This is a genomic window from Vreelandella rituensis, from assembly GCF_003336665.1.
In the GTDB taxonomy this organism is placed as follows: domain Bacteria; phylum Pseudomonadota; class Gammaproteobacteria; order Pseudomonadales; family Halomonadaceae; genus Vreelandella; species Vreelandella rituensis.
Window position 1 is genome coordinate 343,611 of the sequence record NZ_QPIJ01000001.1, and the last position, 21,201, is coordinate 364,811.

Genomic DNA, 21,201 nt, shown 5'->3' on the forward strand with positions numbered 1-21,201 from the left:
AAGGCAATAAGATAGTTTCTGAACGCCTAGAGAAAGCTTGCATCCGGCTATACGGAAGGTCGCACGGATGCGCGACGATGCTGGCGAAGGACATGGGGGTTTCCATACAGACCGCTTCAAAATGGCTGAACGGCCATTCCTCACCAGCCCAAGAGAAGTGGCCACGATTAGCTGAAATCTGCAAAGTACCCTTGGACTGGCTTTTAGGGACAGACCACGCACTCCCAGAGCAATTGAAGGACTATGGCGCTGCCTCGGATGCAGAACGCGCAGGAATCGCTGCAGGGATCGTGTTCCCGCTTCTCATGCGCCTTGTGCCGGATGCCGACAAGGAAGTCGCTACCCGCCTGGTCGCTCATGCCTACCAGGAGTTGCAGATGGGTCGTGATGAAAGGCACATTGCCGGAGAGGTCGCTGCTGAGATGCTGCACCCCCCCGGCTGAGAGCGCGGACACCACAAGCTAGAAAAGCAGGAAGGGCAGGGGGAAACTGCCCTTCCTTGTTTTCTGTAGCCTAGCCGCAGCGTTAAGGTCCGTTCTTCTCTGAGCTAAGCAGCTGTGTGATTCGACCGGGTGAAAAGTTTAACGTTTCCGCCACGCGGGTTGCTCTGCTTTTCGATTCCCACTGTTCCTCGTTTTGTGCTTAGGTTACTGGATGAAGTCGCCAATACCCACCTCCGGCGGCTCGGCCTGCTTTAGCCTCCCTACCACCAGATCGTTATGGTCGGTTACGCGAGCGCTGAGATAACACACCAATTCATCCACACACCGCAGCCACCCAATGAGAGAATTAAATGCCTCAATGGATTGCGCCTGCTCAGCGATCTCCTTGGCTTTCTGGTCTGTATAAGGCCACACCCAATCGGGTGCGTTTACACAGAGTGCAAATTGCTGGCACTCGGGCGCATCCCGCGACATTCCCCAGGGGGAGGTGCTTCGTTGACCCACGCAGATCACTGGATAAAAGGCCGATGAAGAGGGCATGGTGATCTGCTGTAGCCGTAGTCGCCCTATCGCTTTATCGAGCGCAACGGCAAGCTGGTAAATACTTCTTTCCAAAACATGGAGATCAGGCAGATCGCAAAAATCAGGGGTATTGGTGCCCTTGTGATTCGGGATACTGCGAATAAAGTGTTGCAGGTTGTCGACGTACTGCTTATCAAGCCCCCAGTAGCGCACCAGATTGCCTTCAAGCCGTAGGCGCTCTGCATCAAACGACTGGTGATTCACCGCTCGAGGATGCAGCACCCTAAAGCCATCATTGAACATGGGTGGAGACCGGCTCTCGGGATGGGGGTACTCCCCGACTCGTAAGCGAAAGGCGCTTGATACGTTCAGGCCAGAGACATTCTTGCGAAACACCTTGGCAGCCCCTAGCGCGTCCTTTTCTGGCTTTGTTAAATAGCTATTCTCCGTGAACGAAGAAACGCCTTTGTCGTACCACTTCGCAAACCGAAACGCTTCGCTAAGCCGCTTTCTCCCCGCTTCATCGCCAAGACCAAGACGTCGGCATAACTCGAAAATATTCCTGAGGGTTTGGTTTTCCAGAGTGATTCCCGCATGTCTGGCTTTGAACAACGTCTTGTTCCATCCCCTAGGTGCCGAGTTATCGTGACCGACAAAGAGCACGACCAGCCGCGTCACCTGGGCATAGTGCGGCACCCCGTCTCGCTTCTTGGCCTCCGTCTTGGACAGAGCCTCGTCAACTTTCTGGTTGCGGTTGGATTGCCGACTGGTGATCTGGTAGGCCACTCCGGCGTCCGCATCCAGAAGATCAATACCCGCCGCAAAGCTGCCCTGGTTACTACCGTCAGGCGCAACAGAAGGGCAATTCACATTGATTAAGTTGAGGCCGAGCAGGCTGTTCAGCACCCCTTGGTAGAAGAACTCGGCCCGTAAGGCTTCGTTCGTTCGGTTTTCGCTGTTTAGTTGGGCAATACGCTGACCGTAGGTGCGCAAATCATCGCAAAAGGTATCAATTTCGGCTTTCAGGTTGCTCTGTCCGAACATAGGGAAACTCCCAAGCAAATAGTCTGGCTAGCAGGCCCACGGCCCGCCAGAAGGTTTAGTCGGGGCATCCCGCATCAGGAACCGCAGAGCAGCTCACTGTGAAGAATCGCGTTGAGGCTGGCTTCACCGATACCCCGAATCTTCGTCAGGCTGGCTACATCATGCCATGGGCGCATGCGGATAATATCCTCGGCTCGTGCGGGGCCGATGTGTGGCAGGCGATCAAGAGCGTCGGCATCACTACGGTTGAGGTCAACACAGTCGTAGCGGGCATCGTTGGCGGCTTCTGCGCGGGTATTGATGCTGGCGCGGGTACGCTCGGGCAGGCGGTAGTCGGCGTTACCCAGCGCAACCCAGACCGGGGCATGATCGGATACGCTATCGCGGGCGTCGGTGTGGCTGATGCCGAGGATAGAGGGGAATTCGACCTTGCCGCGTCGGCTGATATTCAGACGCCCCGGAATTGCCAGAATGTGGTCATATTCGTTGGCATAGCGCCCGTTGGCAGTTCCCAGGGTAGTCGCCCCACCCTGGACCATTGAGCTGACGCCACGCTGGCGCAGTTCATCCCATCCCTGGTGATCGAAATCCAGATTGAAGTCGCCCACCAGCAGGCGGGGGGTGTCACCGTAGACCTCAGCGAGCCAGTCCCAATAGTCGGCTAGGGCACGAATCTCGGGGAGACGGTCGCTTACCGAGTCGCCATACAGCACATGGATATTGGCCAGGGCAAACTCGGTGCCGCTGCGCTTGCTGCGAAAGCGGGCAGATAGGGGCTCGCGTGAGAAAATGTCGCGGTTATCCAGAAACACCACGGCCCCATCGACGTATTCCACAGCGGAATCCCGCCACAAAAAACCATACGCTTCGCGGTAGCTTCCGCGTCCGATCAGATGGCTTGCCATGTACTTCCACGGCTCCCCGGTGAGGGCGCTCACCTCTTGAGAAAGACGCTCGAGCGATTCCTCGCCCATGATCTCTTGAATCGCTACGATATCGGTTCCCTGAATGACTTGGGCAAGCATATCGTAGCGTTTGCCGCTTTCTGCCCAACCGAGGTGCTTGATGTTCCAAGACGCGACCACCACATCGGCGACGGTGGTGAGGGGCAGGCAAAGAGCGGTTACCAAGGTGAGTAGAAGGGTCAGTCGGCGCATGGGGTATCTCCCGGTGGGCTGGCGCTTAAAAGTGAAACCGCTCGGCGGTGTATAGGCGGTAAACGAAGTCTGCTTGCGGATTGACGCTGGGTGCATAAAGCGCATGGCTGATCGCAGGCGTGCAATGGCTGGGGTTGCTGACCTGTTCGGGGATGAGGCTGGCGGTCGAGGTCTGCGAACCAAGGATGAGCAATGTAGACAGAGTGATCAGTCGAATCGGCATGGAGGGTTCTCCGGTGAGTGCCAGCGGTTGCTGGCCGGTTAGGGTTCAGAGCTTGAGGGCAGATTCTCGGGCATCGCTGTAGGCCTCAAACCGATCTATCCGACCCGAGGCGAGGGTTTCCAGTATCCAGTGGGTAAAGGGAAGGTAGCTGCCGGCGGACGGGCTCTTGCGGATGCGGGCGACGGCCTCGCCGTGCTTGTTCACGGTGTAGTGACCGGCTTCGTTACGCTTGAATTGGAAGGGGCCGACATTTGCGCTCATAGGAAAATACTCTTGTGGGCGTTGATTCAGTCATCTTATTGTATGTCTATATATGGGTTTGCACAATAGCATATAGCCATATTTTCACTCACGCGACCTGACTGATGCGTGTCGCCAGGGTGTCGTTTCTCGCCAGATCGATCATGGCCTTGGTTCCAGGGCTTTGACCGTTCCAGAATGCCACCAAGTGAGTGCCATACCAGGACATCTGCTGGTTGCGGATGAACCCCGCCGCCTTGTCGAAGCGCTCCCACTCGGCGGGGAGTCTTCGGAAGGGGAGGCCGCGCTCCACCGCGTAGCGCTCACCCAGGGTGTCGGCCCCCTTGGCACCACCCGAGACGATCTCGACGGTGACGCCCCGGCTGAGTAGATTGGTAAGCAAGATATCGAGCTTGGCGGCAAGGTGGGCGTAGTCGGTGAAGGTGCGTGATCCTGCCACCACGATACGAGCAAATCCCGGAGAGCGATGTACCTCCCAGCAACCGGGGAGCAGGACATTGGCCGGGGCATCCAGGGTGGCATCCCGCAGAGTGGCTTCATTGGCGGCATGACCGGCAAGGCCGCAACCCACTCGGGTCATTTGAAAGGTCATGTGCGGGTGGGCAGCGGCGAAGGCTTTGAAAGTGTCGATTTCAGTGAGGATGGCATCAAGCGACAAAGGAGCCAGCTTGGCGTCCTTGGTGGGGAGGGCATAGCTGGTGCCGGTCAGGCCACGGCCAACGCCGGTTTCGGCCCCATGGGCACGACGAGCGTGAGCGGCAGCTCCACGGCCATGCGAGCCGGCCTCGTTGGCCCCGAAGACAAGGACCGGCTCGGCGGGAATGCGATCATCCCAGGCGCCATCGGCAATCTCCGCGAGGATATCACCATGACAGGGCTGCGGGGCGCAGAAGCAGCCAAGTGACTTTCCTGGCAACGTCTGACGGACGAGGCGCAGCAATTCAGGCTGATGCGCCACCCACTCACGAAACGCTGCCAGGGACGCGCTGCGGGACCTTGAGGCGGTGATCGGGAAGGGGTTTCCGAACCGGCTACCGCGACCGATATAAACGTCGGCTTTTTGGTGTTTGCAGTTTATCGCGTGGGTGGCTGACATGCAGACCTCCTGCATCGAAAAGGCGGGGGCTAAAGTTATGGGTTGTTGCATACCCATATAATAGCATAAATAGAATTAGCGTGGTGCGAGTTTGTTGAGTGGGGTCCACAAAAAAGGGCCAGCCCCCATGGGTGCCAGCCCTTTTTTTGCTATCAGTATTCGGTTCGATGGGGCTACATAACGCCGTTTTCAGTTAACAAGGTGAAATAGTGGAATTCGTCCTTATCTTCAGCATCACCCTCTATCTCTTGCGCCTTGATTATTTCAAAAAGCTTGAGGGGTAAGGCGTATTCTTTAAAACCTTCCTCGCCTGACGCATGAGTCCCGGCGATTCCTACGGAGTTGAGCGTTACCCTGTCCGTGACGGTCCATTTATAAACTTCCTCAACTCGTGTGTAGTTGTAGTTTTCTTCGATGGTTTGAATCATCTTTGCAAGGTCAGCTTCTGCCTCTTGAATCTTTTTCTCGATGCGTTCAGGGGCTCCGATTGCGCTTTCGATCTGCTGCTTCAAATCGTCGACACCGTAGCTGTTATTTGTCGCTACTCGCTTTGCCAGCATTTCGCGTAGGTAAGCCAGGTTCGCCGGGTTGTTTTCCAAATTAAAGCGCAGCTTCTCAATATGTTGATCCGGACGCTTTCGTTTGTATGCAATGCGCGCCTCTTTCTCTTTTTCCATGAAGTCCAGACCATTCAGAAGCGTGCAACGAAGCTCCACAGCCGGGTTGTTCTGAGTGTCTAACGGCTCCCTCTCCGCCCATTGGGGGTTGGTGCAGAAGGTGCGATTGTCGAGGAGGCTGCTGTAGGTTAGCTCTTCCTGGCTTTGCACGGGCGCGTTCTTGACGGTTTCCACGGGATCGGTGCCACACGCGCTCAGAGGTATAGCCAGGGCAACGGCCAGGCTTATCAGGGTCTTCTTCACGTCCACTATTCCTTTTGGATGGATTTGGGTGCAGGCGCTGATTGGAGCGCTCCCTGCAAGGATCAGCCCGTTCTTCCCAGCGGGCTCTACCCGGTAAGCAGATTGGTCGGATCTGGGCGCAGTATAACTTGTATATGGGTTTGTAACAACTGCTATAAAGATATAAATGCTTGAGTGTGCGGGTTTCTCCAATAGAGCCAGCCCTCAGGGCTAGCGATTGATCCGCTCAAGCAGCTCGCTTCCGGTGCGCAGGCATCGCTCTCGAAGAAGGGGCGCGCCCTGCGCCAGCTGATCAGCCACCTGCAGCTTGTGCTGGACGTAGATAAGAGCCGAGGGTCTGTCGGGTATCGTGTCTGTCTTGTTGAGGTGGTCAAGATTGCAGAGCAGGTCCGCGAGTTTGATGGTCTGAGCAGGGGCGGGGGCGTTGGCTAACCGGCGGGCCACGCGAGCAGAATAATCATTCGGTTGCTCCCAGGCGTGTTTGGTTGGTTTGGTAAGGCTGTCAACCAGCACGGCCATATCGTCGGGAAACGACTCTTTCAGCATGCTCAGATTGTGCTGGGTGTGTTCCAGGATGTCATGCAGCCATGCCGCAGCCATGTGCTCGACATGCTCAAGTTGCTCGGAAGCGACATCCACCACCAAGCGCAAGTGCTCTCGGTAGGGCATCCCCATGGGGTGATGGTGACCGATGGCGTCATGGGCCGCGCAGGCATAGATGCGCGCATGCTCCACGATACAGCGCTGGTGATTGCTTCGCTGAGCAATGATCGATTCCAGGGCGTGCTGAACCGGATAGCGCATGCGGGTATCCCCGTTGGAGATCTCGCGCAGGGCTTTAGGGCTCATGCCAAGCCGGCTGGCAAGTTCGACCTGGGTGCCGACAAGCGCTAGCGCTTGGGTGACTAGCGTATTGGCCAGCTCCGGGCGATGTTCTGTTTTTGCATTGAGTTGGACGAACATGGCAGGAGGGATTCACTGTTGGAGAAAACATCAATAGGCCAGGGGGTATGACCGCTTTGTTTTTTTAGTGGGGCCATGCTAAATCAAACTAAGCTGATGTTGCAAATACCGATATTGTAGTGAGAATAAATGTTTTTAGAAGTAGTCGCGGAGCGGTGCGTCCGCGACTGCCGGGCAGTGGTCAATCACTGATCTGGACGCTGGGCGTCGTCCGCTGGGGCTTGGATTGCTTGGATTTTCTTCTCGGCTTGGTGCTTCGCACAGGCTGGGCATTTCGCTCGTTGGCAGCGATTTCCCCTTCGATACGCTTGCAAAGCTCTACGGCGGAATATTCCTTGGCGGTGGGCACCCGGATCAAGGGCAGGCATGCCTGGCGACAGGCGTGGTTTTTTACGGCATCGCGGCGCATGGCGGCTTTCTGCTGATGGCTGGGGTCGTCAAGCTCCACCACTGCCAGCACGGCGAGAGATTGCCGATCGCATACGGCAAAGTCGAAATGCATGCCGAAGATCTTGCGCAGGGCTTGAAATCGGGCCTTGCTTTCACCGCCAGTTGCCGTCAAGACATCCGCTACCCGAGGCTTGGCCATTACCCGGTATTGATCGCCCACCGCACTCTCGAGTACGTGATAGAAGCGGCGCTCAGTGGCGGTAACCAGGCTTGCGCGGCGCACATAGCAAGGATGCTTTGGGCGGGGTATGGCCACGATGATCAGAAATAAGAGCAGCAGAGCGATAACCCCCCAGAGAATGCCACCCGGAAGCCCGTAGGGGGCCATCCAGGCATCGAATTTGGCCGTGATCGGGCCGAGATAATCCAGAAAGCCAAAGTAGCGTTCAATCATGCAGCACCACCCGCGTTCCTAAGTCGATCCATTGGGACAGCTCCTTGATTTCAGAATTGTTCACTGCGAGACATCCTTCCGTCCAGTCATAAACACGATGCACCTCCGGGTTTCGGCGGCCAAGGCCATGAATGCCGATATTCCCACCCAGGGCCGTATGGTGGAGAGTGCGGTTGTAGCGCTTTCGGTGCTGGGTGTAACGCTGATAGTCGCGGTCGCTGAGCAAGCCTGCTTTGTGGGCGTCTTGCACGATTTCCGGTGTCGGATAGTCGATGCCGAAAAAGGTGTTGAAGCGGCTCTGGCGATTGATCTGATCGACGCGAAACTCCCCGACCGGGGTCAAGTGGCTCCCCATGGTACGGATGCGCTCGACTCCCGCCGTGCCGATGGCGACATGCGGTATGGTCTTGAGTCGCTCCCTGCCGCGAAACACATGCAGCTCGCGGCTGATAAGGTCGATAAACACCCAGGTCTCAGTGTCGGCTCCTTCGGGGACTGGAATCGCCTTGACGCTGTTGAGAAAGGTTTTGTGTGCTGGCGCCCTGGTTTCTTCATATATCGATGTGGTCGATGTGGCTTGCACACGGCTCCAGGCGGGCGATGCAGCCAGCAAGGTCGTGATGGTGAGCAGTAGAACAGTCAAGCGACGGTAGGAGTGTGCGGCCATGGAGAGCCTCTGGGCAGAAAGTAAGTTATGGAACTATTATACACAGCACAACATCATAATTGTGCCGAAACCAACCATCGTAGAAGTCGCTCTTATGAAATCCGTTGTTGTGGTTTGTGATATATTTGCAAGACGAATTCACTGAGAAAAGGATGCTTTATGTCGATGACCAAACGGCTTGCGCTGCCGGCCATGATGATGACCACGCTGGCCCTGTCTATCAGTAGCGCACATGCCGAAACGGCACAGGATGCGCTGCCCGCCCCCGTGGAAGCGCTAATGGAGCAGGATCTCCAGCTGCACAGCACATTTGATCTTGAGGATGGACTGACCGGCTATGCCATGTCCCACAATGGCAATCCGGTGCCCGTCTACGTCCTGCCGGGTAATGAGCGTGCCATTATCGGCACCCTGATCGACGCCACCGGCATGCCGGTGATGGATGAGGCCATGTCGAGTGCGGTCCACGAAGAAACCAACGCGCTGGCATGGTCGTTGTTGCAGGATGCGGAAATTGTCGTTGAAGGCGATCCCGATGCGCCTAACATGATGTACACGATATCCGACCCCAACTGCGGCTTCTGCAACCGCCAGTGGCATGCCGTTGAGCCCCTGGTCGAGGCCGGCACCCTTCAAGTGCATCATTTGATGGTTGGGTTGCAGGGGCCGAGTAGCATTGCCAAGGCAGCCGCGATCCTAGAGGCCGAAGATCCGGCAGCCGAGCTGGGCAAGCATTTCAGTCGATTCGACCTTGGCGGTATTGCGGGCATCGAGGGCGAAGAAGCCACACTGGCAACGCTTGATGAAAACCGGGCTATCATGCAGAAGGCAGGCGTTACCGGCACGCCGGCAAGCTTCTATCAGGACGCAGACGGCACCATTCAGCGCATTTCCGGCGCGTTGCCGCTTGAAGACATGAAGGCGCGTCTGGGTATCGAATAACCCCTACTAAGGAGAAGGCATGCTAACCAAACGCAAAATGTTGCTGACGCTCGCAGGCTCGGCATTGCTTGCAGGCTGTGCCGGTACAGGAGATGCTCAAGTGCAGAAGGATACCAACCGGGACGTGCCCATTATGGGAATGATGGGCAACTGTGATGCCAGCGAGGTCGAGCAGTACCTGGGTCGCGTATATGACGACTCGATGGAAGCAGGCCTTCTCTCTGCAAGCGGTGCCGATCGACTTCGCGTGAAGCGTCCGGGGTACATGCATACGGCGGATCACCGCGAAGATCGCCTGAATGTCGAGCTGGATGAGCGGGGGGTTATCACCGACGTAACCTGTGGGTGATAAGACGCTGACAAAGGGCCTCTCTGGCAGTGAACAGAGAGGCCTTTTTTGTTGGTGCCGACTACAGGCTTGGAACGGAGGAGGGACGCGCCAATGGAGCAGGGGAAGCGGTGCTAGCCTCTCGATTGGGTGTTTCGCGGCCGTAGAGAATCAGGTCGTGTTGGGCCACGGTCATCACCTGGGGTTTATTGCCACCTCGGTAAAAGGTAAGCCCCCCAGCACGGTCCACGGCACCCTTGAAGGTACCACGCAGGAAGGTGTCGACCGCTTCATCCCCGGCAACGCCTTCAGGGGCGTCAACGAAGCGTGCCAGGGTATCGCGGTCCATCCGTGACAAGGAGCTTCCGAGCGCGAAGGCATCGGCCATGTTTTCCCGCTTCACGGCAAGCCAGGCATCGTCCCAGCGGGACCCTTCGGGATCGGTGGTCTCGGTGTGGCGGGAGGCGAGCATATCCGACAGTGCCTGGTCGGCTCTGCGCTGAAGGCGAGACACCAGCTGCTCGGCAGGCCCTTCGGTCACCCTCTGGGCATAGAAGGCGTGACGCTCACACCCCAGGCGGGCGTTGGTCGTGACATGCAGGAAGGCCTCCTGGTCGGAGGAAAATTCACTGCCAGGGGCGCGAATAATGACTTCCTTGCCGTTGTCGGCATCTCGAGAGTTGACCACCGCCACTTTCCAGCCTTCGATTTCATTGAGCCCTCCCCATCCCAGAGAGGCGGGTGAGCCGGCCGGCTCCGGCTCCCGAGCGACGAGCATGGCGTTAAGGTCAATCGAGGCGGCGTATTCCTCCCAAAGGGTGGAACATGGCATGCCAAAGGCGCGATCTGGGTAATGATCACGGGCACGCACGGCTCCCAGGATGGTGTCCTCCGCATGCTGACTGATGTCTACGAAGATGTCCGATTCGTCAGCCTTCTCCAGGACGGCCTGGATGTGTTGATACGCCTCACGGACATCATGTCCGCGCAACCGCGTGAAATGAGGCAGGGTGCTGTTGATCGAGTCGCCTTCCACCAGCCGGGCTTCTTCCAGAAAGTCGGCTGCTTCCAGCGCCAGGTGGGAAAGTATCGAGGCAAGGGCGGTGTTGACGTTGCGTGTGGGGGTAGAGGGCATGATTTCTCCGGGTCATGAGGTGCATGCCATCTATCTAGGGGTCACACGTTCTGGCTGGGCGAAAGAAAGGGCTTTTACTTACCGGGCAAAGCGGCTTTTTCGCTGCCTTGTCGGGCTTGACCCCTATATAGGGATGAACAGGGTTTCGCTGAGCGACGGTGTTTGGCGGCCGGGCAGGTATCGAACGGAGAATAGAAATGTCGAACAGGATTTTTGGCCCTGAGATGGGCGCCGAGCAACCGGACACCCGTCTCAGCGCCGCTCCGGCGACAAACCATTCCCCAGCGTCAGGGGGCGAACTCTCCCCGCTCGATTTCAAGCAATCCCTGCGTGCCGCCTTGAGTTACCACCCGATTCTCTCTCAGGTGCAGATTGTCGATCGGCCTGGTGATCTCCCCCCTGCAGTCCAGCGCCATATCCTTGCAAACGGGCTGGCGCCTGACAGGGTGCGCGGCGCATACGCCGACACAGGTCTCTATCTGGTGGCCGGCAATATTCCCGATGTCGCCACCGGTATTCGTGCGGCATTGCATGAAGCGGTCGGGCACCAGGGCTTACGTGCCATATTGCTCGATGACTTCGAGCCTCAGATGCTCAACCTGCACAAGACCTTTCCCCGCGATCATAACGCCTGGGAAACGACGGCCCAGCGTTACGGTTACCTGGATACCGGCACCGATGCGGGCCGGGTGGCGTTCGCCGAGGAACTGTGTGCCTATCTCGCCGAGCAGGATGAGACGGTAAGCGAATGGGACATGATGCAGGCCGAGATCCGTCAGGCGATCCGTGAGCACTTTCCCGAGCTGCCAATGACCGAGCTGGATGTGCGCGCTCTGGTTCAGCGCAGCCGGGAATCCCTTATCCTCCGACATGGCAATCCCGAAGCGATTGCGGACGTTCAGGCGCGCCAGGCACGGCGTACAAAGGTCGCTAGCAACTTGATGGACTACAAGCAGCGCATCGGCAAAGGGCTGCCTGACCCCTTGTCGCTGGCGCTGTACCGAGGCGGCAGTCAGGTGGTGGACGATGACGGTATTCCCTGTCGGCTCTATCACGGGGCCGGCAGTGATGTGGGACATATTGATGGCACTTTCTGGGGCAGTCCTGATCCCGCCCATGCTAATGACTATGCCGCCATGCGCTCTGACCTGGGTGCTGCAGCATCAGTGGTGCCGTATTACGCCGATATCCGCCGGCCGTTCGACGGTGACCCCCTGCAGGCGGTACCCACCAGTTGGGAGAGGCCTAACGGGTTAACGGTGGCGGTGTTCGTGGATGAGCTTATCCGGCAAAGCGGTGCTTCTGCAGAGGTAGGCGAACGTCTCCGCGCTATCGGGTCGGATCTGATGCGGGCAGGGCGCCGAGAAGAGAGCGGGCCGAGCTACTCGACCCAGGATTTCTGGTATGGCACCCGCTCGATGTTTGGTCGGGAAGGCGAGCAGCTGCTGGCGCAGGCGTATGCGATTGCCGGTTTTGATGGCGTGCGTTTCACCGAGGCCGGCAAGCTGACTTATGGCGCGTTCTCCGCGTCACAGCTGAGTTTTCTTGACCAGGGCGCATCCTTGCGCGGCTGGCAGCCCGATCGTCATCACGGCGAAGGCCTGGCATCGCAAGAGGCCTTTGCGCGCTGGTTCGGCGTCTCGAAAGTGGTGGATAAAGACGGGAACCCGCTGATGGTGCACAACGGCACCGATGCTGAGTTCACGGTGTTCGATACCCGGGATCGTGCTCTGGATATGAGTATTCCCAACAACCTTGGCGACAACATTGGCTCTTTTTTCGCCGAGAATAAAAACCATGCCAAGGATTTCGGCAAGGCGGTGTCTTCTTATTACCTCAAGCTCGAGAACCCAAAGGTATTTAAGACGCAGCGGGACTTTCGAGACTACATTCGAGAAACCTCCGGCAGAACCCCGGATATCCGGGACAGTGAAGGCTTCATCATTGAGGAAGGGCGGTTTGAGCACCGTACTCGGGAGACACTGGAGGCGGAAGGGTTCGATGGCGTGATGATCACGCGCCCGAACTATACGAAATCCAGGTCGAGCGATCGACCGTGGTTTATTGCCTTCTACCCCAATCAAATCAAGTCTGCGCAGAACAATCGCGGCACCTATGACCCCGGCAATCCCGATGTTCGTTTCAAGTTGCAGAAAGAGGCGATCCTACCGCTTGAGGATAACCCCGCATTCAGCAAGTGGTTCGATGACTCAAAGATCGTAACGCCGGATGGCGCACCGCTGAGGATGTTCCACGGAACGAACAGCGACATTACGGCGTATGAAGAAGCCAAGATACGCGCCAGCGACCTGGACGCTTATTGCAACGGCTACTGGTTCAATTCCAATGCCCGCACCACGCCGGCTACCCGGGACGCCACGGTCGTCATGCCGGTGTACCTGGCTATCAAGAATCCCGCCTCATACGCCCTGGTTGAACAAGTCGCCCGCCAGGTACGCAGGGATGGCGAGCTGCGACCTGACGCCCGCTCCAACGATGATGAGGTGCGCTTCCGACTGCAGGAAATGGGCTACGACGGCTTCCTTTTTACTGAGCCGGTACGCCTGACAGCGGAGCAGCGAGCGATCTACGCTCAAACGGGGGAAATAACCCTCGACACCAACCGGGGTGAGCACCTTATCCTGCGCCATGCGCCTCAGCCCGTGCGCGAGTTAAGGGAAGTGTCATACCAGGCCGATGCGCTGAGCTTTGAAAACCGCCTGGGGCAGACGGTCACGGTCAGCTTATCGCAGCCCGACGATGCGCAAGTCTTGCTGAGTATCGCCCAGGAAGACGGGGTGCTGGTGCTTGATAGCGGCGACGATATCGCCGAGGCGCTCGCCCACATCAAGGCGCTGCGAAGCGGCGCCGTTGAAAGCGTCGTGCTGGGCGACACGACGCTTCACCGAACCACCCAGACCCAGACATACCCGGAGATGATCGAAACCGGCGAAATACTCGACATCGTGGATCTCTACACCAAAGAGAATGGCCACATCACCGGCTACTCGAGCCTTGACGACTTCGAGGCCCAGCACAGTGACTTGGTGGCCGTCGCCTTCCAGTCGGGGCAGATCAAGAGTGCAATCGGTAACCGCGGCACCTTTGATCCCAATAACTCGGATATTCGCTACGCCATCGAGCAAGGGGGTAGCTCACAACTGGAGGACAACCCGGCATTTCGCCAGTGGTTCGGTCATTCCAAAGTGACCCAGCAAGGCCGCCCCCAGCCGGTGTATCACGGCTCCCCGGTTAAGGGAATTACGGAGTTCACCGGCTCGAGCTATCCGGTACCCAAGCCCGGCGAGACCTACGACTGGACCGGCGAGCAAGAGGTGATCCAGTTCATCAGTAGTCGCACGGCGGCGCGAACCTATGGAAAGAACGTCACGGCTGCGTTCTTGGCGTTGGAGAATCCGCTGGTCATCGATGCTCAGGGCAAGCGCTGGGGCAGCGAGATTTCACCGCTGAGCTATTTGCCCCAGGCCGTGGAAAACGGCCATGACGGCATCATCGTTCGCAACGTGATCGACGTTGGCTCCGGCAACGAGATGGCGGACACCTTCATGGTGTTTCGTCGCGAACAGATCAAATCGGCACTGGATAATGTCGGTACCTTTGATGCGAAGAACCCCGATATCCGCTTCAGCTTTGCCGGAGTAGGCGCTCAGACCGCTGATATCCACCAGTTGGACTATGCCAAGAAAGCCCTGAAGGATGGACTCTCGGCGGAGCAAGTCCGACAGCAAACTGGCTGGTTTCAGGGCGACGATAAGAAATGGCGCTTTGAAATTGACGATAGCCAGGCCCGCTACTTGCCGGTACTCGACAAGACGGTCGGCAAGCTTTGGACGGAATCGCTGGACCGGGTAATTAGGCACCCGGCGTTGTTTGCGGCCTACCCGGGCCTGCGCAATCTTGATGTCGTGTCGATGCGTGGCATGGATCGGATGCGGGGTCGCTACGTGCAAGACGAGCACGCAATCTGGCTGAATGCCGATAACAGCGCCCTTGACCAATTCAGTACCTTGATGCACGAAATTCAGCACAGCCTGCAGGCAGTTGAGAGCTTTGCCCGTGGCGGCAGTCCCGAGTCGATCCCTCGCTTGGCAAACGTGGTTGCCGAGCAGCTCTACAGCACTGGGCAACCCGCTAAAGCCTACGAAGCCATGAAAGAGGCTCGCATGGCGGATCTGGCGCTACTGATAAAACGCTGGCGGAATTCTCCAGAGTCGTTGACCCGCTCCACTACCTGGTACCGGGTCAAGAACATGGTGTCTCCTGGTAAGAGGTCGCCAGAACGGGCGGCGTACATGGCTGGCAAGGTCGAGGAAGCGATTGACTCCCTCACCGGCGATCTTGAGTTTTGGGAAAAAGCGGAGCTTCAGACGGCGCTTAATACCCCAGACGACGAGCTCAAAAGAGCCAGCCGCAACGCAGCGCGCCGCTGGGCTCGCCACAGCGGGTCTCGGCAAACCTTCCTGGCATGGCGTGAAATAGAGAAAAATGAAGATCCCGAGCGGCAATATTTCTTTTATCGTCGCTTGGCGGGGGAGGTTGAGGCGCGCAATGTGCAGGCCCGCCAGCACTTATCTGCGGCGATGCGCAAAGCCACCCCCCCAGCCGAGACCCAGGACATCCCCGGCGAAGAAACGTTAGTTGCCTTTCCTTACGGGCCAGCACCCGCCGCAAGCGAGATGGCGGAAGCTGAACCCCCGTCTCTTGCCGGTGTGGCAGAACGCCGCCTGCCGGCTTACCTGCGAGGCAAGCCCTCGCCCGATCAGCTAAAGCTGGCGCTGGATGACCTTGCGGCTGTTCGCAAGATGGACCCTTACGCCAGCATGCCGCAGCGCCCGAATACCAACGAGCGGCAGCGCGAACGTGGCCGGACGGGATTGCACCAGCTGATCGACCAGCTCAGCGACCGCGTGCGCCGACGCTTGAATGACCCTGGCAGCGAAGGCATCGGCCTGCTCGGCGCCAGCATCTACCGGGACTTTGCCGAGGGTGAATCCTTTCAGTTGTTGGGCCGCCCCATCGCCAGCAACGAAGACCTTGCCACCGTCGCTCAGGTGTATCGTAATCCCCACTTTGAGACCCTGCGCGTGATCTACACGCGAGACGATGAGGTCGTCGGGGAGTCTGCCATTTCGTCTCGCATGCCCTCCGCTGTCAGGTTCCAGAACCTGGACCTGGAGGCCAGGATAGCGGCGGCGATCAAGGCGACGGGAGCGACCGGGTTCTTCCTGCTGCATAACCACCCCAGCGGCGTATCCGAACCGTCGGATGCCGACATGAGGTTCACGATGGGGATATTTCAGAAATTCTCCGAGTTTCGCGGCCATGTGGTGATTGATCACAATGAGTACAGCACCATCATGCAAAAAGGCCGCTCACGGACGCTCGAGTCGGCCACTATCAAGGCGCCCTGGTTAGAGGGACAAGACTTCACCACTGCACCCAGCGAACCCCATGCGGCGCTTGGCATGAGGATCAATGGGCCTGCGGCCGTGGTTGAGGTCGCCAAGCGGTTGAATGCTAGAACCGATCAGCCAGTATTGATCAGCACAACGTCGTCTGGCGATGTGTCTCTTATTACGACCATTCCGACGGCTTACTTCGATTATTTGTACTCGAAACTCGACGACGAATCGGCCGTGCGCGGGGCGCTGTCAGAACTTCGTCAGTTGCAGCGCGCTTCCGGAAGTGGCGGATTTCAGTTTCTGGTGACGCCGGACAAGGCTCAGTTAAGTGATTACGATTGGCTATGGGATACCGGGCTCTTCACGGATCTCTTGACGCCGCAAGGTGAGAGCTTTCAGCAAACGGCATTCTTTGACGCGCCGCCTGACCCGATTGTAGAGGCCGCCCGCGCCACCTACCGCGAGCAGACCGCTACCCATGATAATGTCGCGCCCGATTTGCTGGCAGCAGAGAAAGACGCTGCGTATGGATCGCACGCACTCACTGTCCGCGAACCGCAGGCCGACGCTTATCGCAACCAGGCCATGCAGGATACGCCAATGCCAGAGGCGATCAGCGAGGCTAAACGCCAGGCAGCCTTCGGCCAATGGTTCGAGGGCAGTCAGGTTGTGGATGCAAATGGATTACCGATGGCGATGTACCACGGAACGAGGGGTGACTTCGATGAATTTGACGTGGACAGGTTCGGGTTCGTAAAGGGCTGGTTCATCAACGACCCTGATATTGCGAGTACCTTCGGGTCTTTCGCTGAGGGCGGCAATGTAAGGGCTGTCTATCTCGCCGTCAAAAACCCTGTGGACCCAGACGTAGCACTTGAGTTGGCAAGAGAGGCCGAGGTTCCCCTCCTGGAGCGGGCCGCCTGGATTCAAGCGCGGTGGGATGGCTACAAAATGGAGGAGGGTGACTCAATAACCTGTATCCCGTTCAGGCCTGAGCAAATTAAGCCGGTTTTCGATGCAGGTAGCTTGGACTTCGCCAACCCTGACACCCGCCTGAGCTTTGCCGGGGAGTCGGCGCGCACTGCGGATCGCCTGACGCTGGCCTATGCCCAGAAGGCGCTGGCGGCGGGGATGGCTCCCAATCTGGTGCGTGAGCAAACCGGTTGGCACCAGGGCGTCGACGGCCGGTTTCGTTTTGAGATCAACGACAGTAAGGCCCGACTGCTTCCAGCGCTGGATGTCTTGAGCGACGGCGGGAAACCCCCTGGGCGTATCAGCAGCTTTGAATACCTCACCCATCAGGACGGCACCTATACGGTGACGCTACGCCCGGAGGATGCGCGCCGAAGCCGAGATTTCACCAAACTGGAAAAGGTGGGCCGCGATGTATTGAATGCAGTCTTGCCGCGGCAGGTTATGCAGGCGATCGATGCGGGGCGGGGTGAAGACGAGAGTAGCCGTCACCGGAAGGCCGCCGGACTGAAGGTGCGCGAGGCGTTCGACTTCGGGGGGCTTAACGCCTTGCAGTTAAAGCATGTGCTGCATCATCCGGAATTGTTTGCCGCCTATCCGGCGTTATGCGACCTTCCTGTCCAGGTAGATCCCTCGCTGGGCAACCGGGCTGAGTTAATCACCTTCAAGAAGGGCGGTAAGGCGGTTCGGCTGGGAGTTGGCCACCAGTTATCAGGCTTGCTCCACGAACTGCAGCACCAGGTGCAAGAGTACGAGGGGTTTGCCCAGGGCGGGAACGTGCAAAGCATGCGTAATCATATCCAGAACGAAGGAATGGCGGCGTTTGAGGCGGCGAATCAGGCGTACCAGCGGGTAGGAATGCAGATTCCGGAGGTGCTGAAGGCCCATGAAACGCTGGATTCGATCCAGATGCTTATCCTGAACGAGTTGGGCCTCGATCCCTTTTCTCGGGAGTCACGCATGGAAATAAAAGAGCACATGACCCCCGAGCAGTCTCAGCGGCTGGCCTCCTGCCGTGAAGCCTACTGGGCAGCCGTAGAGGCGGTTGGCGGCTTTGAAGATGAGCGGGTGGGTGAGTTCATCGATTACGTGATGGAACGCGACGAGGCCCGGTTCAGCGTCTCTGTGCCGATGGATGTGGCCAAGGATCACTATATGCGTCTGGCCGGCGAGGTCGAGGCGCGCAATGTCGAGACTCGAATGGAGCTGGACAGCGAGCAGCGGCGAACGTCTCCCCCTGAGCAGACCGTCGATATCTCGAAGGATTTTCAGATAATCAAAGATGCGCATGGCGCGATCGCGGCAAAAGAGCCGGAGCCCATGCTGCCTGAGCTGGCCATCCTCGATACCGAGGCCGGTACCGTGCTCAATCGGGTGCGAGCGGGCGAAGCCCTCCAGGGGGTTGCGGATGAGCTCCTGGGGGTGCTTGACGCCAGTGGTCACGACGTCGGCTGGATGGATGGGGGCTGCCGGCTGTTTGCCGAGGGGCTGGGCACCTGGTCACAGGGGCAGATCCAGCTAGGGGTGACCGGACGAGATCAGGCATCACCATCCCATGTCGTTGGGGTGCTTGCGTTGGGTGATCGCCCCGACGCCCCATGTGTGCTGCTGGACGCCGATGGGGTGAATACCCCCGCAGGGATGCTGGCCAAGCTGGCGCAACTGGAGCTAAGCCCGGGCGAGCAGATGCTGGCGGTCGGGAAGGCTGCGGAAGACCTGACGGGGGAGCTATTGTCGGACCCCGCGATGGCGCACCGCTTGAGTCACCTGTTCAACATGCGACTGGGCGACTTCGATAGCTGGCGCTCGCAACTCAACGATGAGCTTGTCACGCTGGGGTACATGCAAGAGGTGGATGCCGGACGCGATGCGCGGGACGTTCCGCAGCGGAAAGTGGCAAAGGAGATGCCAGGAATGAACGGATAAGTGAGTGTAGACCGCCCGCCCTTGGCTCAACAGCACTGAGGGCGGGCGGCCTTAGCGTGCGTCGCGGCGCAGGAAAGCGGGAATATCCAGGTAATCCTGATCGTGGGTAGACGCCGAGGGGGAGGGGGAGGCAGTTCGGGATGCCGGCTGTTCGACCTTGCGATGCCGGTGGGTCAGTTCGGGCGGTGACTTGGCCGGCATGGAAACAGTGTTGACCTTGGCTGCTGTTCCATTTAGGCCAGCCGCCACAATGGATACCCGTATGGTGTCGCTCATATCCATATCGACGGAGGTGCCGATCACGACCGTCGCTTCGTTGCCGGCAAACTGGTTGATCACTTCCCCGACTTCATTGAATTCACCAAGGGTAAGGTCAGGCCCTGCGGTGATATTGACCAGCACGCCTCGAGCGCCGCTGATATCGAGTTCTTCAAGCAGGGGGCTATTGACCGCCGCGAGGGCTGCCTCGGTCGCTCGCGATTCGCCCCTGGCGGTACCCACTCCAATTTTGGCGCGCCCCTGCTGAGACATGACCGCCTTCACGTCCGCAAAGTCGACGTTGATCATGCCGGGGGAGGTGATCATTTCAGCAATGCCGGCGACACCATCTCGAAGAACGTCATTGACCGCCGCGAATGCTTTGAGGAGGCTGGTGTTCTTGCCGAGCACCGGCAGGAGGCGCTCGTTGGGAATCACGATCAGCGAATCGACGCACTCCGCCAAGGCCGCGATGCCCTGATCGGCGATGGCCTTGCGCTTGCCCCCCTCGAACACGAAAGGGCGGGTGACCACCGCCACGGTGAGCATGCCTTCCTCGCGGGCAATCTGAGCAACCACGGGGGCGGCACCGGTGCCGGTACCACCCCCCATGCCGGCCGTGATGAACACCATGTCTGCACCCGCCAGCCGGGCGCGAATATCTTCCCGACTTTCTTCGGCCGCTTGACGCCCGATCTCCGGGTTGGCGCCAGCCCCCAGGCCTTTCGTAAGCCCATTACCGATGGCCAGGGCCACGCGTTGCGGAGTTTTCAGCAGTGTCTGCTGATCCGTGTTGGCGCTGATGTAATCGATTCCTTCCAGGGCTTGGCTCTCGAGCATGTGCATGACGGTATTGCCGCCGCCACCGCCTACGCCGATGATCTTGAGTTGGGCGGGATGCTCGAGAGACTCGCTAGTAAAGGGGGCCATTGGATTGCCTCAAAATGTATATGGTAACCATGATACCGGAATATAGATGCATTCTAACAGATTGGCGCAATGCTGTGATTGTTCGCTTGAACTTTCCGTTACGCTGAGGTAAGACCTTCGTCGTTCGCTCTACGCAGCAGCGTCGGCTTGATGGTTGCTGGCGGCTCGTTGAGCAAGTCGGTTGATAGCTTCGTCGCGGCTAAGACCCTCGCTCAGGACTAGCTTGTCCACGTCTTCGCGGCCAAGGACGCCTATATGGGTCATGATAACGCCGCCGCGGGCAAGGGCGTTTCTGATGATGGCTTCGAATGTGTCGGTCATGTTGTTGATCTCCGGACTCGGTGGCTTTTCCTTCTATCCCCTATATAGGGGTCTGCTGTGGTTGTCGGGCGATATTCCAGAGTTTGCGAAGCCATGGCAGGGGTGTGCTAGAAAAGCTCCCCATTGGCAAAGAGCTCGAACTTTGAGAGTTCCTGCTCGCGCCTGACCTCATCCAGAAGCGAAGCGGCTGATTCGCCTGTGAGTTCATCAAACAGGGTGCGCGATCGCGGGTCGGTGGCGACTTCAACGTCTTGAATGAACAGCACAGCGGAGGACACCCTGGTACAGCTTCCACATTGATAAAACTCGATCTTGGCCTTCAGCTTCGATTTAATTGCTTTCTGACTGGTGGCTTCGCTGCCGCACTTGCACTGCATACTGGCTTCCTCAGTTGTGTTTCTGATGACCGTTTGATGTCGCCGGTTAGGAAAGTCTCGGCTGACGGACCAAGTATTCCGATGTGTTGCTCTACGAAACGATGTTACAGCGTTGGCGTGATGCGTGCCTGCTACCGAACGGGATGCGGGGAGCGCGGCCCCCCGCAAGCAAGATGTCAGGCGGCGTCATGTTTGTTGAGCATCACTCGACACTCACCCAAGGTTTTCGGCGTCCACGAAAGGTCTAGCTCAGCACCGCTCGTGGTGATGTCGGCAATCGAGATATACCCAAGCTCAGCGAAATGGATGCTGGCAAGCCCAAAAGCCTCTAGGAGGCTGTCCGAGAATACGGTATGCCCACCTAAAAGGTGATCAAAAGACCATCCAACAAACACCTAAAGATGATGTGTGCTCACCAGCGACCAATAAAACGGTCCAATGGCGTTTTT

The 21,201-nt window shown here is 58.2% G+C and carries 17 protein-coding genes; 4 read left to right on the forward strand and 13 right to left on the reverse strand.

The genetic code is table 11. The annotated features are described in order from the left end of the window. Nucleotides 1-77 precede the first annotated feature (77 nt). A complete protein-coding gene (locus DU506_RS01715; RefSeq protein WP_181870665.1) occupies nt 78-443 on the forward strand; it encodes a helix-turn-helix domain-containing protein in 366 nt (121 codons plus the stop codon). Nucleotides 444-647: 204 nt separating this feature from the next. Here DU506_RS01715 and DU506_RS01720 read toward each other — a convergent pair whose 3' ends face one another. The 9 genes from DU506_RS01720 to DU506_RS01760 all read right to left on the reverse strand — a co-directional run bounded on the left by DU506_RS01720 (nt 648) and on the right by DU506_RS01760 (nt 8,140). Further along, on the reverse strand, nt 648-2,009 hold the full coding sequence (locus tag DU506_RS01720) for an SMEK domain-containing protein (RefSeq protein WP_114485231.1): 1,362 nt from the start codon (nt 2,007-2,009) through the stop codon (nt 648-650). A 74-nt stretch (nt 2,010-2,083) separates the two neighbouring features. Then, complete coding sequence (locus DU506_RS01725) at nt 2,084-3,166, reverse strand: endonuclease/exonuclease/phosphatase family protein (protein ID WP_114485232.1); 1,083 nt, start codon at nt 3,164-3,166, stop codon at nt 2,084-2,086. Between the two features lie 25 nt (nt 3,167-3,191). After that, nucleotides 3,192-3,389, reverse strand: a complete 198-nt coding sequence (locus DU506_RS01730; RefSeq protein ID WP_114485233.1) for a hypothetical protein — start codon at nt 3,387-3,389, stop codon at nt 3,192-3,194. A 45-nt stretch (nt 3,390-3,434) separates the two neighbouring features. Then, the gene (locus DU506_RS01735) at nt 3,435-3,650 is read right to left on the reverse strand and encodes a hypothetical protein (RefSeq protein WP_114485234.1); all 216 of its coding nucleotides are present in this window, start codon (nt 3,648-3,650) and stop codon (nt 3,435-3,437) included. Nucleotides 3,651-3,738: 88 nt separating this feature from the next. Next, the gene (locus DU506_RS01740) at nt 3,739-4,746 is read right to left on the reverse strand and encodes an A1S_2505 family phage non-structural protein (protein WP_114485235.1); all 1,008 of its coding nucleotides are present in this window, start codon (nt 4,744-4,746) and stop codon (nt 3,739-3,741) included. A 173-nt stretch (nt 4,747-4,919) separates the two neighbouring features. Next, nucleotides 4,920-5,666, reverse strand: a complete 747-nt coding sequence (locus DU506_RS01745; protein WP_114485236.1) for a hypothetical protein — start codon at nt 5,664-5,666, stop codon at nt 4,920-4,922. Between the two features lie 210 nt (nt 5,667-5,876). Further along, nucleotides 5,877-6,629: an HD domain-containing protein gene (locus tag DU506_RS01750; protein WP_114485237.1), complete on the reverse strand. Its 753-nt coding sequence runs from the start codon at nt 6,627-6,629 to the stop codon at nt 5,877-5,879. A 181-nt stretch (nt 6,630-6,810) separates the two neighbouring features. Next, entirely contained in the window at nt 6,811-7,473 is a 663-nt protein-coding gene (locus DU506_RS01755) for a DUF2726 domain-containing protein (protein WP_114485238.1), read from the reverse strand. Then, on the reverse strand, nt 7,466-8,140 hold the full coding sequence (locus DU506_RS01760) for a L,D-transpeptidase family protein (RefSeq protein WP_114485239.1): 675 nt from the start codon (nt 8,138-8,140) through the stop codon (nt 7,466-7,468). Before DU506_RS01760 ends, DU506_RS01755 begins: the two co-directional genes overlap by 8 nt. Before the next feature lie 159 nt (nt 8,141-8,299). Here DU506_RS01760 and dsbG point away from each other — a divergent pair, with 159 nt between their 5' ends. Then, the gene (dsbG, locus tag DU506_RS01765) at nt 8,300-9,082 is read left to right on the forward strand and encodes a thiol:disulfide interchange protein DsbG (RefSeq protein WP_114485240.1); all 783 of its coding nucleotides are present in this window, start codon (nt 8,300-8,302) and stop codon (nt 9,080-9,082) included. 19 nt (nt 9,083-9,101) lie between these two features. Further along, nucleotides 9,102-9,431, forward strand: coding sequence for an I78 family peptidase inhibitor (locus DU506_RS01770; RefSeq protein WP_114485241.1), 330 nt, complete (start codon nt 9,102-9,104; stop codon nt 9,429-9,431). A 61-nt stretch (nt 9,432-9,492) separates the two neighbouring features. On the opposite strand, the gene DU506_RS01775 is transcribed toward DU506_RS01770, so the two are convergent. Next, nucleotides 9,493-10,545, reverse strand: coding sequence for a hypothetical protein (locus DU506_RS01775; RefSeq protein WP_114485242.1), 1,053 nt, complete (start codon nt 10,543-10,545; stop codon nt 9,493-9,495). A 197-nt stretch (nt 10,546-10,742) separates the two neighbouring features. Between DU506_RS01775 and DU506_RS01780 the strand changes: the two genes are divergently transcribed. Continuing rightward, entirely contained in the window at nt 10,743-18,866 is an 8,124-nt protein-coding gene (locus DU506_RS01780; protein WP_114485243.1) for an ADP-ribosyltransferase-containing protein, read from the forward strand. 51 nt (nt 18,867-18,917) lie between these two features. Here the strand turns inward: DU506_RS01780 and ftsZ are convergent, their stop codons facing one another. The 3 genes from ftsZ to DU506_RS01795 all read right to left on the reverse strand — a co-directional run bounded on the left by ftsZ (nt 18,918) and on the right by DU506_RS01795 (nt 20,752). Continuing rightward, complete coding sequence (gene ftsZ / locus DU506_RS01785; protein WP_114485244.1) at nt 18,918-20,054, reverse strand: cell division protein FtsZ; 1,137 nt, start codon at nt 20,052-20,054, stop codon at nt 18,918-18,920. Nucleotides 20,055-20,183: 129 nt separating this feature from the next. Continuing rightward, a complete protein-coding gene (locus DU506_RS01790) occupies nt 20,184-20,375 on the reverse strand; it encodes a hypothetical protein (protein ID WP_114485245.1) in 192 nt (63 codons plus the stop codon). Nucleotides 20,376-20,482: 107 nt separating this feature from the next. Next, nucleotides 20,483-20,752, reverse strand: a complete 270-nt coding sequence (locus DU506_RS01795) for a hypothetical protein (protein ID WP_114485246.1) — start codon at nt 20,750-20,752, stop codon at nt 20,483-20,485. Nucleotides 20,753-21,201: the final 449 nt, after the last annotated feature.

Bases quoted from the DNA above. Each gene is read 5' to 3' on its own strand.
- DU506_RS01780 (WP_114485243.1), top strand. From the start codon at position 10,743: ATGTCGAACAGGATTTTTGGCCCTGAGATGGGCGCCGAGCAACCGGAC.
- DU506_RS01740 (WP_114485235.1), bottom strand. From the start codon at position 4,746: ATGTCAGCCACCCACGCGATAAACTGCAAACACCAAAAAGCCGACGTT.
- DU506_RS01760 (WP_114485239.1), bottom strand. From the start codon at position 8,140: ATGGCCGCACACTCCTACCGTCGCTTGACTGTTCTACTGCTCACCATC.
- DU506_RS01795 (WP_114485246.1), bottom strand. From the start codon at position 20,752: ATGCAGTGCAAGTGCGGCAGCGAAGCCACCAGTCAGAAAGCAATTAAA.
- DU506_RS01730 (WP_114485233.1), bottom strand. From the start codon at position 3,389: ATGCCGATTCGACTGATCACTCTGTCTACATTGCTCATCCTTGGTTCG.
- DU506_RS01790 (WP_114485245.1), bottom strand. From the start codon at position 20,375: ATGACCGACACATTCGAAGCCATCATCAGAAACGCCCTTGCCCGCGGC.
- DU506_RS01775 (WP_114485242.1), bottom strand. From the start codon at position 10,545: ATGCCCTCTACCCCCACACGCAACGTCAACACCGCCCTTGCCTCGATA.
- DU506_RS01755 (WP_114485238.1), bottom strand. From the start codon at position 7,473: ATGATTGAACGCTACTTTGGCTTTCTGGATTATCTCGGCCCGATCACG.
- DU506_RS01715 (WP_181870665.1), top strand. From the start codon at position 78: ATGCTGGCGAAGGACATGGGGGTTTCCATACAGACCGCTTCAAAATGG.
- DU506_RS01720 (WP_114485231.1), bottom strand. From the start codon at position 2,009: ATGTTCGGACAGAGCAACCTGAAAGCCGAAATTGATACCTTTTGCGAT.
- DU506_RS01770 (WP_114485241.1), top strand. From the start codon at position 9,102: ATGCTAACCAAACGCAAAATGTTGCTGACGCTCGCAGGCTCGGCATTG.
- dsbG (WP_114485240.1), top strand. From the start codon at position 8,300: ATGTCGATGACCAAACGGCTTGCGCTGCCGGCCATGATGATGACCACG.
- DU506_RS01735 (WP_114485234.1), bottom strand. From the start codon at position 3,650: ATGAGCGCAAATGTCGGCCCCTTCCAATTCAAGCGTAACGAAGCCGGT.
- DU506_RS01725 (WP_114485232.1), bottom strand. From the start codon at position 3,166: ATGCGCCGACTGACCCTTCTACTCACCTTGGTAACCGCTCTTTGCCTG.
- DU506_RS01750 (WP_114485237.1), bottom strand. From the start codon at position 6,629: ATGTTCGTCCAACTCAATGCAAAAACAGAACATCGCCCGGAGCTGGCC.
- ftsZ (WP_114485244.1), bottom strand. From the start codon at position 20,054: ATGGCCCCCTTTACTAGCGAGTCTCTCGAGCATCCCGCCCAACTCAAG.